We start from the raw sequence: 13,947 nt of genomic DNA, 5'->3' as shown, positions 1-13,947 counted from the left end.
TGCATTCGCTGCGCACACCTGCTGCGCGCACTTGCTGCACGCACTTGCTGCATATCCGATCAGCGCCGCATCAGGCTTGCCACGCCATCAGCGATCCGCCGCATATGGCGAGGTCAGCACCTGCGGCGCACGCCCCAGCGCAGTGCCCAGGCGATCCATCACGAAACGCAAGTAGAGGTTGCTGCTGAACTGGTTGTAGTCGCGTGCATTGTTGAAGGTCAGCCGCCCGCCCAGAAACAGCTGCGGCGCCACCTGCCATTCGGCCGCGCCACTGAGGTTGTAGGACACCCCGGTGCGGCTTTCGCCCGCATACACCGGGTCGGTGTAGCGATTGACCAGACCGAGCAGCGCGGCCAGCGACGCGGCGTCGTAGGCTGCCTGTTGCAGGGTCGGGTCGGTGGGGAAATACGGCGAGGCGTCGGTGCTGAAATGCTGCACACCGACGCTGGCGTCCACCTTCCAGTTCACCGCCTGCCCGGCCGTGCGCCCGCTCCAATGCACCGGGAACCCCAGGTCCACATAGTCCTGCGGGCTGAAGTAGCCACCGTGCCCGTAGGTGAAGCCGCTGAGATTCTTGTCGTACTGCATGGTGGTCAGATTGACGCCGGCGGTGAGCGATTGATGCTCGGTTTCCAGCGCATGCACGTAAAAGCCCAGGTCGACCTGGCGATGGTCGTTGTCGGCCACGTTGTTGCCCTGCAGGCGGTGCGCGGCAAGGTTGGCCTAGCCGCCGAGCAGGCCGTTGTCGGCAGTGGCCGACAGCGAAAGACCGGTGCTGGTCACACCGCCCCATTCGCGGCCGCTGCGGCCGTCCTGCGCACCGGCAAACGACAGCACGCTATCGGTGACTGCACGCCGCGAGGCCTCGGCCGACCAACTGACGGTGTCGCCAAGCTCGCCGCGATAGCCCACGCCACCGACCAGGTTCTGTTCCTGGAACCCGATCGGCGTGCTGCCCACATCGGCGCTGAAACCACCATTGCGATACCGCACGCCGACGCCCACGCCGGTGTCGTCCTGGCTGAGCCGGCGGCTGCCATTGCCGCTGGCGGCCATGGCATCGAGCGTGTCGGCCAGGCCAGCCGGCGTCTGCTGCGCGGCGGCCGTGCTGCCGGCCAGTGCGCGCAATGCGGCCGCATCGCCGGCACCCAGTTGTTCGCTGAGCGCGGCATTGCCCAGGATGTCGCGTGCCAGTTGCGCAATCGGCGTGGTGGAAGCGTTGATGCTGAGCAGGTAGGCCGGCAGCGGCTCGTTGGCCAACGCAGCCAGCGCAGCGGCATTGCTGTTGTTGTTCTCCACCAACAGCGCATTGAACAGGCCGGTATCCAAGGTGTAGCGGCGCAGGCGTTCGCGCGTGGCGGCGGTATCGCCTTCGGTGGCGAGCAGCTGATACATCGGCGAATCGATCAGCGTGTCGATCGGGCCACGGTTGGCGGCCAGTGCATCGCCGATGGCGCTTTGCGGGCCGGTGCCGAAGCGGCTGGCGGTGGCGTAGTCGGTGCCGAGCGTGCCGGCATCCACCACGGTCGGTGTCAGCGTGACGCCGAGCTTGCCCTCGCCGACGGCGAATTCGGCCTGCGCCGGCATTTCGATATCGTCCAGACGGCCCAGGCCGTCTTCGCCGTCGCGTGCGCGATACAGCGCGCCGCCGGCAAGTCCGCCGCTGTTTTCCGCCTGCACGGCGCGCAATTCGTCGAGCACGCTGTTGCCGCTGCTGCGTGCAGGCAGTGCGTGCGCGGCGTTGCTGCGCGGTTGCAGATCGCTGCCCGACACAGGCGGCAGCGCGCCATGCGTGGAAGCGCGCAAGCGGCTGCCGGGGGCAGGCAACGTGGAAGACGCGCTGCTGGCGCGCACCGGTTGCGGCAACGCGTCGCGACCGATATCGGCGGCATCGACGGGTGCGGCAGTCGCGCCACGTGCGGCGCTGGGCTGCATGGCAAGCGGCGCGCCGTACGCGACCGGTGCGGTTGCGACGTCGTTGTAGGCGCTGCCGGCGTCCATGCGTTCGGACAGCCCCGCCGGCGAACGCGGCATGGCGCCGGTCATGCCGGAGAACGGGTTGAGCTGGCGACCGGACGCGGCGACGGCTGCCGGGCCTCGTGCAGACGCCAGGCCATTGTCGAGCTGCCCGGCCTGCCGCTGCTGCGCCGCCAGCGCTGCACGGAAATACTGCTCGGCCTTGCGGTTCTTGCCGGCACTGCGATACACGCGACCGGCGGCTGCAAGCACCTCCGGCGACTCCGGCGCCTGCGCCAGTGCGCGTTGCAGATAGCTCTCTGCATTGCGCAGGTCCGATTGCGCGGCGGCGCTGTTGGCCGCTGCGGTGAGCGCGTCCAGATCGCTGGGCTGACGCTGCAGGATCTGCTGGTAGATCGCCAGCGCCTGGCGGTGCTCGCCGGCGGCCACGTACAACCGCGCGAGCGCGGCCTGCGCATCGCGGTTGTCCGGCTGCTGCGCCAGTATTGGCGACAACGCGTCGTAGGCGCCGTCCAGATTGCCGAGCTCACGCAATGCATCCACCTGCCGCAGCGTGTAGGCGCTGCGCAGGCCTTGGTAGCGGCGCAGCTGCTCCGGGCTCATGGTGGTGGCCTGCAGCTGTCGCAACACCGCCGAGAGCTCGGCGTCCTGATGCGCGCGCAGCAGCACGCTGGCGTATTGCAGGCGGTCTTCGGTGCGCGGGTTGGCGCCGGTGACCAGCCGCTGGGCCAGCACCAACGCGCGCTGGGTGTTGCCGGCGTCGGCATGTGCGCCGGCCAGGGCGGCCAGCAGTTGCGGATCGTCGAGCTGATTGCCCAGCGCCGTCTCGGTACGCGCCAGCAACTGCTGCGCCTCGCCCACCCTGCCTTGCGCGACCAACTGCCGCGCCTGACGCGCCTGCAATTCGATCCAGGCGGTGGCGCGCAGCTGGGTGATCGCCGGCATGCGTGCCGCGGCTGGAATGCGGTCCAGGCTGTCGTAGGCGCCCTGCCAGTCGCCGCTTTCCTGCGCCAGCAGCGCATTGGCGTGCAGCGCCTCGGGTTGGTCGCCATGGACCGCGAGCAGGCCGTCCATCACGCTGCGCGCCTGATCCGGGCGGCCAGCCTGCTGGTACAGCCGCGCCAGGTCCAGACGGATCCAGGCATCGCCGGGGCGTTCGACCATGGCCGCTTCCAGCTCGGTCTGCGCACTGACCGCATCGCCGCCATCCAGAAACTGCCGCGCACGGGCGCGCTGCACGTTGGAGCGCAGCAAGGCTTGGCCACCGGATTTGGCGCGCTCGGCCGCGGGCAGCCGGTCGAACAACGCGCTGGCTTCCTGCAGGCGGCCCTGGCGGCTGTACAGCCCGACCAGGCCCTGCAACGCGCCGGCATTGTCGGCATCGCGCGACAAGGCTTTGCGATAGCTGGCTTCGGCAGCAACCGGGTCGCCGGCGGCCTGCACGTCACCCAGCGCCACGTGTCCGGCCGGCTCGTTGGGCAGCAGTTGCACCGCCTGCTCCAGCAACTGACGCGCCTGGGCCAGATCGCCGCGCGCGCGCGCCGCGTCGGCCTGCTGCAGCTGCTGCCAGTAGCGCGCGCTCTCCAGTGCGCTGTTCCATTTGCCGTTGCTGGCCGCGGCCGGGCGCAGCAGTTCCTGCGCCTCGGCAAAGCGCTGCTGACGCAGACGTACCGAGCCCAGGCCGCCGAGCGCTTCGGGGTCGCGCGCACGTGCACGCAAGACCTGGGTGAAGCGTTGTTCGGCTGCGCTCAAATTGTTCGCGCTCAGCGCGCGGAAGCCTTCGCCCAGCAGCACGCCATTGGGATCGGCCGGCGTGGCGGCCACCGTGCGTTGCGCGCGCAGCTGGCCAAGTTTGGCGTTCACTTCGGCATCGTTCGGGGTACCGGCGAGAAATGCCTGGTACAGCGGCGCATCGGCCATGCCGGCATTGAGCCACAGCAGCGCCTGGCGCCAGCTGCTGCGTGCCGGCCCACCCACGTCCGCGCGCTGGGCCAGCGTGCGCAATTGCGCGATGCCGTCGCGGCGGGTGGGTTCGCGGTAACTGAGCACCTGCGCCAGCGCCAGCTGCACGGACGGATTGCCCGGGTCGCTGGATTGCAGGCGTCGCAGGCCGTCGCGGGCACGCTCCCAACCGGTGGGAGTGCCCGCCAGCGACTGGTAGTACTCCAGCGCCAGGTTCGGCGGCGGCGACTTGCCGGCGAAGGCGGCTTCGTAGCTGCGCGCGGCTTCCACATAGCGCCCGGCCGAGGCGGCGCGGCGTGCATTGCGCAGATTGGAATCTTCGCCCGCGCCGCTGCTGCCGCGCGCGCCGATCGCCACGCGCAGGCGCTGCGCCTGCGGCGATTGCGGATGCGCGCCTTCGAGTTGCTGCAGGCGCTTGCGCGCTTCGGACTGGCGCCCCTGCGCCAGATCGATCTGGGCCAGGCCGAGCAATGCGTCGGGTTGGTCCGGGTCGATGCCGAGCAGCTTCTTCCAGGTGTCGGCGGCCAGATCGTCGCGGCCCTGGTCGTGCCAGTAGTTGCCCTGCTCCACCAGCTGCTGGGTGGCGCTGGTCTGCGCCTGCGCTGCCGGTGCAGCGAGCAGGCACAGCGCGAGCATACCGGCGAGGTAGAACGGCTTCAGGTCGTGGCGGCGCATGCAGGGGTTCTCCAGGCGGGCAACAGGCGCCCGTCTGCGGCGAAGCGGTAGCGGTTCTCAAGCCATCCCTGTCCGAACAGGGCCAGCGTGCGTTCGAAATACGGCAATGCAGCGGCAGCCGGTTGCGTGGCGGCGGGCACGCGCTGCGCCTGCGCCTTGAGCAGCGCGGGCTTGCCCAATGCGCTCAGGTACGGCAGCAACGCCGCAGAAAATCCCACCGGCAGCGCGCCGGTGCCCACACCGCGCGCGGTGTCGATCTTTTCGGCCGGCGTCTGCTGCGCGGCGAGCAGGTCGGCCGGTCCGGACAGGTCCTTCAGCAAGCGCGCGCGCAGCGGCTCGCCGGCGTCCAGCATGCCGGCCCACAGGTACACGCGGATGGCGTCGTAGCTGCCGACAGTGCCGCGCTTGGGATCGGCATTGAAGGTCTTGCCGTCCCACACCGTCCAATCCGGGGCAAACCCCACCGGCGCGCTGTCATGCAGCACGCGCGCGCTGTTGGCGGCGATGGCAGCCCATGGGCCCTTGGGGTCGGCGTTGGCGCAACGACGCAGCATCTGGATCGGCAGATAGCTGGGATTGAGCGTCCAGCGCCCGTTGTCGACGAAGCCGGTGCGGCCCGGCAGCAGCATCGGGCCCAACCCGGGCAGCGCGGCCACTTCCTGCGTGCGAATCAGCTGCAGCATCTGCTGGCCGGCCTTGAGGTAGCCCGGGCGGCTCCACAACCGGCCGGCTTCCAGCAGCGCATAGGCAATCCACAACTCGCCATCGCTGGCGGTGTTGGCGTCCAGCACGCGCCAGGCGCCGCTGCCATCGCGGCCCCACAGCCATGCGGGCAGGTTGAGATCCGGGCGGCCGCCGCACAGGTTGTGGCGGGTCCAGCTCAACACCTTGTCGAACAGCACCTGGTCGTTGTTGACCAGTGCGAAGAACAGCGCATACGACTGCCCTTCGGAGGTGGAGCGTTGATCGGGATTGAGAAAATCCACCACCCGCCCATCGGGCTGGATGTGCTTGTCGACGAAGGCGCTCCACAGCGGCCACGGCCCGCACTGGCTGGGCGCCGCCATCGCGGCTGCCGGCAGCAGCGCGGCCACGCCAGCCAATGCGCCTGCATGCAGCAGGCGACGGCGCGTCATGCCACCGCCAGGTGCGTGCGCGCTCATGCGCCGCCACCGTCGTTGAGCCGCTCGGCCGTGTGCCTGCGCAGCAGCACGCGTGCGGCCAAGGCCAGCAACAGCGCCAGCAGCACCACGGTGAAGGCCAGCCACACCGGGTGGTGCGAGAAATACCAGCGCAGCCAGGTCGGCAGCGGCAGATGCCCCACGTAATAGCTCTGGTTGCCGACCAGGCTGGTGACCTTCTTCTGCTGCAGCAACACCACGCTGCCCTGGAAATCCTTGAGCAGGGTCGGGTCGAACCAGGCCTCGAACAGGCGGCTCATGTTGGCCGGGTCTTCGGTCTGGAAGGCGACCACGCTGCGGCCAGCTGCCAGTGGCGATTGGAAGCCCATCAGCAGTACGTCGTCCGGCTGCGGCTGCAGGGCGATCTCGGCAGTCGTGGGCAGGTCGGTGCGGCGCGCATCGAAGGAGAGGAAGCGCGGCAGTCGTTCGAACAGCCAGTCGGTCAGCGCAAAGCGGGTCGCCCGCCCGTCCTGGCCGATCGGCAGATACGCGCGCCATTGCTTGAACAACGGTTGCGATTCGGCGCTACCGAGCAACAACAGATCGCGGCCGGCATGCTGCTGCACCGCGCCGGCGCCAGTGATCTGCGCATGCAGCGCCGGGTAACCGGTGGACGCGCCGAAATGCCCGAGCAGGGTCAGCACGTTGCTCAGGTCCTGATCGCCGGGATTGTCGGGCAGCACGATGGTGGATTCGGACAAGTCCGCCAGGCGCGTGAACGGGTAGCCGGCATTGGCGAACGCCGCCAGGTTCGGCATCGCCATGTAGTGGTGGAAGCCGCTCAGGTCGATGGTGGAATCGGCATCGATGGCGCCGGACACATCCGGGAAGGTGTTCTTGCACGCTTCGCCCTGCGGGCGATCGAAGAAGAAATGAAAGCGCAGCTGGCTGTTGGCCGAAAACGCGCCCACCGGCAGCGTCAGTTCCTGATGCACCGGCATGCTGCCGCGCGTGCCCAGGCTGTTCCACCAGCGCATCGGCGTGGATTGAGCGAACGGGCGACCGGTCAGCGGCAGCGTGGTCACGAACGATTCGTTGATGCTGACATTGAGCGCGGATTTGTTGTCCTGCTCCGGCAGCGTGTAGCGGTAGTTCAACGCAACCGGGATCCCGTCGCGTTCCCATACGAACAGGTCCGGCGGCAGTTGCAGGCCGACCCGGATCAGGTCGGGGTGATAGCCGGTGACGTTGAGCTGGCTGGGCTGGGTGACCAGATCGCCGAAGCGTACCGGGCGCTCGCTCGACACCCAGTTGGGCGCGTCGTAGGGCCGACGTGGCGCAGGCGCGCTGATGTCGCCGATGCGGGCCACCGCACCGGTCAACGGTGCGTGCAAGGCCAACGCGGTGGCGGCACGCTGCAGGTCTTCGCTGTTGCGGCCGAGCACCAGTAGCAGCTTGCCGTTGCGATCGTTCGGGTTGGCCAGCACGGCCACGGTGGGCCCGGGGATGTCGGCCACGCCGCTGTCGGCGGTCGCAAATTGCGCGGGCAAGGTGCTGGGCGTGGCGAAGACGACCGCGTTCCCGGACGCCGGCAAGGCCTCGGTGGACGCCGGGAACACCGCGCCGCGGTAGCCGGCCAGACTACCGAACCACGAGGCCACCATGCCGGCCGCCTGCAACGTGGCGGTGTCCGGGCGCTGCGGAAAATAAAACGGCAATTCCAGCCGGCGCGTGTCGCGCACATCGAAGAACGGCACCGGCAGCAACGCCAGGTTGTTGGCCAAGGCCAGCGGCGTGGTGGTCAGCGACAGGCTGGTGGCCGCATCCACATTCGCCCACAGACTGCTGTGGTCGGGGTCTTCGCAATCGCGCGTGTAGTGGCCGATCAACTGCAGGTTGAGCTGGTTGTAATCGGTGACCAGGCGCGGGTCGATCGGCAGATCGGCCGAGAGCAACTTGCCGGAGTTGGCCTTGTCGGTGGGCAGCGTGGCCACGGTGACGCCGTTGATGGTGACCTTGAGGTGCGACAGGTCGGGCAACAGCGAGGGCGAGTAGCTGTATTTGAGATTCAACGTGGCCGCGGTGACGATCTCGTCGCTGCGCACGCTGAAGGGCACGCCGGCGCTGCCCTGCACCCCGCGCAAGGTGATTTCATAGTCGATGCCCAGCTCGCGCAGCGTTGCCGCACGCGTGCTGCCGCCTGGCAACGGCGCCGCTGCGAAGGCCACGGGCACCTGCGCAGGCGTGGCTGCCTGCATCTGACCACCCGCCTGCGCAGATGGCGTTGCAGGCAGGGACTGTTGCGCCTGCGCCAGGCCTGCCAGCAAGGTCAACGCACAGCTCAACACGGCCGGGAACATCCGCATCAGCGGCGCCCTGGTAGAAGAACGGGAAACATCACGCATCACACTCACGACTCCAGATCCACCGGGCGCCTGGGACGAAAGCCCTGCCGCGCGCTGTCCACGATATGCCCGCCCAGTCGGCCGAATCCGCGTGCACTGGCTTCCAGCACCTGGCCCATCGAGCGCCAGAACGAATCGCGGTCGTGCTGGCCCCACTGCGACAGCCAGATGTCGGCGCGCGCGAAGGTCGACGCCACCAGCCAGCGCTCCTGCTCCATCGACATCTGCGTGAACTGGATGCTGACCTGTCCATCGCGATCCTGGCGCACCACCGCCGGCAAGATCTGCTCCACGCCGCGATGGCTAAGGCCGATTTGCACCGGCAAGCCCGGCTCGATCGGCTGCGGCTGCGCGAGCGTGATCGCCATGCCGCCCGTGGAAAAATTCACCGAGCGACTCGGCAGCACACCGCCATCGGGCAGATACAGGGTGACCGGCACATCCAGCGGCACGCGGTGGGCGCTGCGCACCTGGCGCGTTTCGCTGGCGGTGGCAATCGTGGCGCCCAGCAGCACCATGTTGTAGAGCGTCCAGGCCAGGTTGAACCAGATGGTCTGCTGCTCGCCACTGCCACCCACATAGATCAGCCGCAGCACGCCGGCCACCACGCCCACCACATTGAGCAACAACAAGAACAGATAGGGTTTGGCGATCTGCGCATCGAAATAGCTGCGCGCCACCAGGCCACCCTTGGGCGTGACGTTGAACTTGCCGAGCTTGGGATTGAGCAAGGCCACCAGCGTGGGACGGAAGATGTACCAGGCCAGCGTGGTTTCGTAGACCTCGTTCCACAGCAGATGGCGGAAGCGGCTCTGCACGCGCAGGTTGGTCAGGTTGGCCTGCAAGATATGCGGCAGGGCGTAGGCCAGGATCATCAACGCCGAGGCCTGGATCACGTGCGCGCCGAAGAACAGATAGGCCAGCGGCGCAGTGAGATAGATGATGCGCGGCAAGCCGTAGAAGAAGTGCAGCATCGCGTTGAGGTAGCACAGCCGCTGCGACAGCTTGAGCCCGCGTCCCAGCAAGGGGTTGTCGATGCGTGCGATCTGCGCCATGCCGCGCGCCCAGCGGATGCGCTGCGCCACGTGGCCGGACAGGCTTTCGGTGGCCAGGCCCGCAGCCTGCGGCACGGCCAGGTAGGCGGTGCGGTAACCGCGGCGCTGCAACTTGAGCGCGGTATGCGCATCTTCGGTGACCGTTTCCACCGCCACGCCGCCCACTTCTTCCAGCGCGGTGCGCTTGATTACCGCACACGAGCCACAGAAGAAGGTGGCATTCCACTGGTCGTTGCCATCCTGCAGCAGGCCGTAGAACAACTCGCCCTCGTTGGGCACCTTGCCATGCGTGTCCAGGTTGCGTTCGAACGGGTCCGGCGAAAAGAAATAATGCGGCATCTGCACCAGTGCCAGCTTGGTGTCGTGCAGGAACCAGCCCATCGCCACCTGCAAGAACGAGCGGGTCGGAATGTGGTCGCAGTCGAAGATCGCCACGTACTCGCCGCTGCACTTCTTCAACGCCGCATTGATGTTGCCGGCCTTGGCATGCGCGTTGTTGGTGCGGGTGACGTAGTTGATGCCGACCTCGGCGCAGAACGCGCGGAACTCGTCGCGACGGCCGTCGTCCAGCAAATGGATGGTGATCTTGCCGGCCGGCCAATCGATCACGCTGGCCGCCAGCACGGTGGTGCGCACCACCGACAGCGGCTCGTTGTAGGTCGGGATGAACACGTCCACGCTGGGCCACAGGCGCTGGTCGGCCGGCAGCGGCACCGGCTTGCGGTTGAGCGGCCACAGCACCTGGAAGTAGCCCAGCACCAGGATCACGAAGGCATACAGCTCGGCGCCAAGCAGGCCCAGGCCGAGGATGAAATCCACCGCGCTGCCCACGCCCATGGTCTGGGTCATGCGCCACCAGATGTAGCGGCACGACACCGCCAGCGACATCCCCATCATCATCAGGATGACCACGCGCCCGCCGCGGTTGCGCACCGCCAGCGCCACCGCGAACAGCACGCCGGAAAACACCAGCTGCTGGGTCACATCCATCGGCACGGCCACCACGAACACCAGCAGCAACGCACCCAGCAACCACAGCGCCCAGGTCGCCAGCGTGGGCAGCGGTGATGCGGAATGGCGGCTGGCAGCGGTCATCAATCGTCCTTCAGGCATGGCGGCGTGCGGCACAACAAGCCACAAGCGCACCGGCGCCTGCAGCGGGGAAACAATGGGCAACAGGTCAACGCGAACGCAGGCGCTTGAGCAGGCTTTGCGCGCAGCTGCGCGCGTCGGCCTGCAACAGGCGCTGGAACAAGCGCTCCAACGGCGTCTGCGCCGGCCGATCGGCCGGCTGCACGCCGCGCGGCGCAGGTTCGTCGAGCTGCCGCAACTTGCGCAGCGGGGCGAGCGCATCCGGCACCTGGTCTGCTGCCGTCACGACCGCTTGCGGCGCACGCTCCGGTACCGGCACGGCAGCCGGCATGCCCAAGCTCGGCCTCGGCGCTGCAACTCCCACCGGCGGCTGCACGGGATCGGGCGCAACGGCGATCGGTTCGACCGCTGCCGGCGCATCGGCCTGCGCCAGGCTGGAGGTGCGCGGCGGCAGCTGGGTGTAGGCGAAATCGTGGTATCCCTGGCTCGCTGGCGTCCCCAAACGCGCGAACAGGCCCGACACGTCGTCATGTTGGGTTGCGTCCTTGCCCTTGTTTGCTGTCATCACACTCTCCTTGCCCGATCAGACATGCTCATGCCGTGCGCGCCAGCACCAGGCGGCGCACATCGACGGTGTCGCTCGGCACGCTCTGCACCGCCAGACCTGCCAGCATCCCCAGTTGCCGAAACCACCCCTCGTACACGCCCTGCAAGAACCCATCGCTCCACGCGGCGCCATGCAGCGCCACGCTCAACGGCGCCCCCGCGTGCCGGATCTGCACATGGTCGGTGTACTCCTCCAACACACACTGGCCCCAATCGCAGCGGTCCCACACCGCATTGGCCGCGTGTTGCGCGTCATCCAGCGTGGCGCACGGCGCAAGCCGCTGTTCGCGTGCGAAGCGGCGGCCGATTCGCGCCATCAACAGGGCCAGATCGTCCTCGGACAACTCGGCGCCGAACTCCTCGGCCATCGCGCGCACAAACCCCAGCCATTGCCGGGAGCAACTGCGCGTGCGGTATAGCGGCAGCGGGTCGAGTGCGCTCATTCAACAGACTTCGCAAGGAAAAGGGCCGTCACATGCGACGCATGCACCCGATGTGATGCATGTGTGATGACATGTTAGCGGCCGCCACTTCCGAATCGAGAGCTACGTCTCACTTTTTTCGGGCATTCCCCGACAGCGTGTAAGGAATTTCTGTAGCGGGCGGGAACACCCGCCAGTCAGTCCCCTGCGGGATCGCCCTGATCGATCAACCTTCTGTCATCGGCGGCAGTCCGAACACGTCGCGCAGATAGCGCAGATACCCCGTGTCCTCGCACATGCTCTTGCCGGGCGAATCGCTGAGCTTGGCCACCGGCTGGCCATTGCAGCGGACCATCTTGATCACGATCTGCAGCGGCGTCGGCCCCAGATCGTTGGTCAGGCTGGTGCCCACCCCGAAGGCCAACCGGCAGCGCGTGTGGAAGTGCTGATACAGCCGCATCACCTTATCGATATTGAGCCCGTCGCTGAACACCAGCACCTTGGTGCGGGGGTAATCCCCCCACTTCTAGCGGTCGCCAGAAGTGGAGCTAAGCGGCCATCGCCAACTTCATGGCAGGCGTGATGCCGCCGAGCGCCATATTCGGACGCTCGTGGTTGTACGTCCATAGCCAGCGGGTGGCTTTGTCCTGCACCTGGTCGATGGTGTCGAACAGGGTTTGGGCGAGCCAGGCGTAGCGGATGGTGCGGTTGTAGCGTTCAACGTAGGCGTTCTGCTGTGGCTTGCCCGGCTGGATGTGCTCGACCCGGATACCATGCCGCTGCGCCCAGGACAGCAACGCGCCACTGATGTATTCAGGGCCGTTGTCGCAGCGGATCACGGCGGGCTTGCCGCGCCACTCGATGATCTGCTCCAGCGATCGGATCACACGGGCTGACGGCAGCGACAGATCCACCTCGATCCCCAGCCCCTCGCGATTGAAGTCGTCGAGCACATTGAACAGCCGGAAGCTGCGGCCGTCGGCCAACTGGTCGTGCATGAAGTCCATCGACCAGACCTGGTTGATAGCCTCCGGCACCGCCAGAGGCTCGGGCCGCTCACGCACCAGCCGCTTCCTCGGCTTGATCCGCAGGTTCAACTCCAGCTCGCGGTAGATCCGGTAGACCCGCTTGTGATTCCAGCCAAAGCCCTTCACGTTGCGCAGGTACAGGTAGCACAGGCCAAAGCCCCAGTCGCGATGGGCGGTCGTCAGGCGGACCAGCCAGTCGGCGATCCGGGCGTTCTGCTCGCTGGCCTTGGCCTGGTAGCGGAAGCAGGTCTGGCTCACCGCGAAGGCCTGGCAGGCGTGGCGGATGTTCGTACGCCCGCTCGTGACTGCCGATTGGGCCATCTCGCGTCGCTGAGATGGCCTCACCATTTTTTTGCGAGCGCTTCCTTCAGCAGGTCGGTACTGAGCTGCGCCTCGGCGTACATCTTCTTGAGCCGGCGGTTCTCCTCCTCCAGCTCCTTCATGCGCGCGACCATGGACACGTCCATGCCGCCGAACTTGCTGCGCCACTTGTAGAACGTGGCCGAGCTGATGCCGTGCTCGCGGCACAGCTCCGGCACGGGCGCACCGGCCTGGGCCTGCTTGAGCACGGCGATGATCTGGCTGTCGGTAAAGCGGGACTTCTTCATGGAACCTCCTCGAGAAAGGATACGAGAAAATTCCACTTCTGGCGTCTGCTAATGGGCGGGGGGATTACCCGGGGATCGACGCGGTGCGCTTGCAGATGCGCGATGACGCGCTCGCCCCATTCGAACGGGTCGCCCGAATCGTGGCGCATGCCATCGAACAGCTTGCAGAAATACAGATCGAAATCGCGCAGGAACGCATCCAGCCCGACCACGTCCGACAACGCGATGCCCAGATCGCCACGGTATTCGCGCGCCCACGATTCCAGCGCCGCCACCTGCGAATCGCGCAGCCGCGGCCCCAGCGCCTGGAACGCCTGCAGATACTCGTGCGCCATCGTGCCCAGCGGGGTCAGACCGTACTGCTTGGCGAAATACACGTTGCTGGTGCCGACGAACTGCTCGCCCAGGCCATCGCGCAGCAGCGGCAGCAACTCGCCATGCCATTGCCGCGAGTAGCGCCGCCGGGTGCCGTAGTCGGCGATCTTGCAGCCGGCCGGCATGCTGCGCAGGCTCGCCACCTTCTCGCGCAGGCGGCTGCGGCCCTCTTCGAAATCCGGCTCGGAGGTATTGCGAAACCATACCTCGTTGATGATCGCCAGCAGCGGCACCTCGAACAGGATGGTGTGCAGCCACGGCCCGCGGATGGTCAGCTCGATCTCGCCCGGATGGGTGGCCGATGCGGTCAGGCTCAGGTACTTGCGATCCAGATGGAACAGCGCCAGGAAGTCGGCGAAGTCCGGCTTGATGAAGCGCAGGCTGCGCAGGTAATCCACTTCATCCTCGCGCAGCCGCAACCGGCACAGCGCATCGATCTCGCGCGAGATCTCATCGATGAACTGCGCCAGGTCCACGCCGGGAGTGCGGCATTTGAAGCGGTAATCCACCTGCGCTGCCGGGTGCTGGTGCAGCACTGCCTGCATCATGGTGAATTTGTACAGGTCGGTGTCGAGCAGCGAATGGATGATCATGCCGCCGGATTATGCCCTTGGCGGCGAT

Annotated in this window: 6 protein-coding genes and 3 pseudogenes; all 9 read right to left on the bottom strand. The window is 67.3% G+C overall.

What is annotated here, in order from left to right; all coding sequences use genetic code 11:
- Positions 1 to 87 precede the first annotated feature (87 nt).
- A pseudogene (locus ACCQ00_RS03985) lies at positions 88 to 4,614 on the bottom strand (cellulose synthase subunit BcsC-related outer membrane protein).
- Positions 4,596 to 5,777 carry a cellulose synthase complex periplasmic endoglucanase BcsZ gene (gene bcsZ / locus ACCQ00_RS03980; protein WP_039574617.1) on the bottom strand — a complete coding sequence of 394 codons (1,182 nt, stop codon included), beginning with the start codon at positions 5,775 to 5,777 and terminating at the stop codon, positions 4,596 to 4,598. The pseudogene ACCQ00_RS03985 and the gene bcsZ overlap by 19 nt, the downstream one beginning before the upstream one ends.
- A complete protein-coding gene (gene bcsB, locus ACCQ00_RS03975) occupies positions 5,774 to 8,101 on the bottom strand; it encodes a cellulose biosynthesis cyclic di-GMP-binding regulatory protein BcsB (protein ID WP_039574615.1) in 2,328 nt (775 codons plus the stop codon). The genes bcsZ and bcsB overlap by 4 nt, the downstream gene beginning before the upstream one ends.
- 44 nt (positions 8,102 to 8,145) lie before the next feature.
- A complete protein-coding gene (gene bcsA, locus ACCQ00_RS03970; RefSeq protein WP_039574613.1) occupies positions 8,146 to 10,290 on the bottom strand; it encodes a UDP-forming cellulose synthase catalytic subunit in 2,145 nt (714 codons plus the stop codon).
- 85 nt (positions 10,291 to 10,375) lie between these two features.
- Positions 10,376 to 10,852: a hypothetical protein gene (locus ACCQ00_RS03965; protein ID WP_039574610.1), complete on the bottom strand. Its 477-nt coding sequence runs from the start codon at positions 10,850 to 10,852 to the stop codon at positions 10,376 to 10,378.
- 28 nt (positions 10,853 to 10,880) lie between these two features.
- A complete protein-coding gene (gene bcsD / locus ACCQ00_RS03960) occupies positions 10,881 to 11,336 on the bottom strand; it encodes a cellulose biosynthesis protein BcsD (protein ID WP_039574608.1) in 456 nt (151 codons plus the stop codon).
- Positions 11,337 to 11,541: 205 nt separating this feature from the next.
- A pseudogene (locus ACCQ00_RS03955) lies at positions 11,542 to 11,826 on the bottom strand (nicotinate phosphoribosyltransferase); the annotation flags it as partial.
- 37 nt (positions 11,827 to 11,863) lie between these two features.
- Positions 11,864 to 12,951 (bottom strand): IS3-like element ISXac2 family transposase gene (locus ACCQ00_RS03950; RefSeq protein WP_099770635.1). Its coding sequence is split into 2 segments (ribosomal slippage): positions 11,864 to 12,699 and positions 12,699 to 12,951, totalling 1,089 coding nucleotides; the frame shifts between segments, so codons are not numbered across the junction.
- A 68-nt stretch (positions 12,952 to 13,019) separates the two neighbouring features.
- Positions 13,020 to 13,919: pseudogene (gene pncB / locus ACCQ00_RS03945) on the bottom strand (nicotinate phosphoribosyltransferase); the annotation flags it as partial.
- Between the last annotated feature and the right edge of the window lie 28 nt (positions 13,920 to 13,947).

Origin of the sequence: Xanthomonas sp. NCPPB 3761 (assembly GCF_041475705.2) — a bacterium.
Lineage (GTDB): Bacteria > Pseudomonadota > Gammaproteobacteria > Xanthomonadales > Xanthomonadaceae > Xanthomonas > Xanthomonas phaseoli.
Note: the sequence above shows the minus strand (reverse complement) of the source record. Positions and strands in the feature narration are given on the sequence as shown.

Excerpts from the sequence above, each read along its gene's own strand:
- bcsB (WP_039574615.1), bottom strand. The coding sequence starts at position 8,101 with ATGCGGATGTTCCCGGCCGTGTTGAGCTGTGCGTTGACCTTGCTGGCA.
- ACCQ00_RS03965 (WP_039574610.1), bottom strand. The coding sequence starts at position 10,852 with ATGACAGCAAACAAGGGCAAGGACGCAACCCAACATGACGACGTGTCG.
- bcsD (WP_039574608.1), bottom strand. The coding sequence starts at position 11,336 with ATGAGCGCACTCGACCCGCTGCCGCTATACCGCACGCGCAGTTGCTCC.
- bcsA (WP_039574613.1), bottom strand. The coding sequence starts at position 10,290 with ATGACCGCTGCCAGCCGCCATTCCGCATCACCGCTGCCCACGCTGGCG.
- bcsZ (WP_039574617.1), bottom strand. The coding sequence starts at position 5,777 with ATGAGCGCGCACGCACCTGGCGGTGGCATGACGCGCCGTCGCCTGCTG.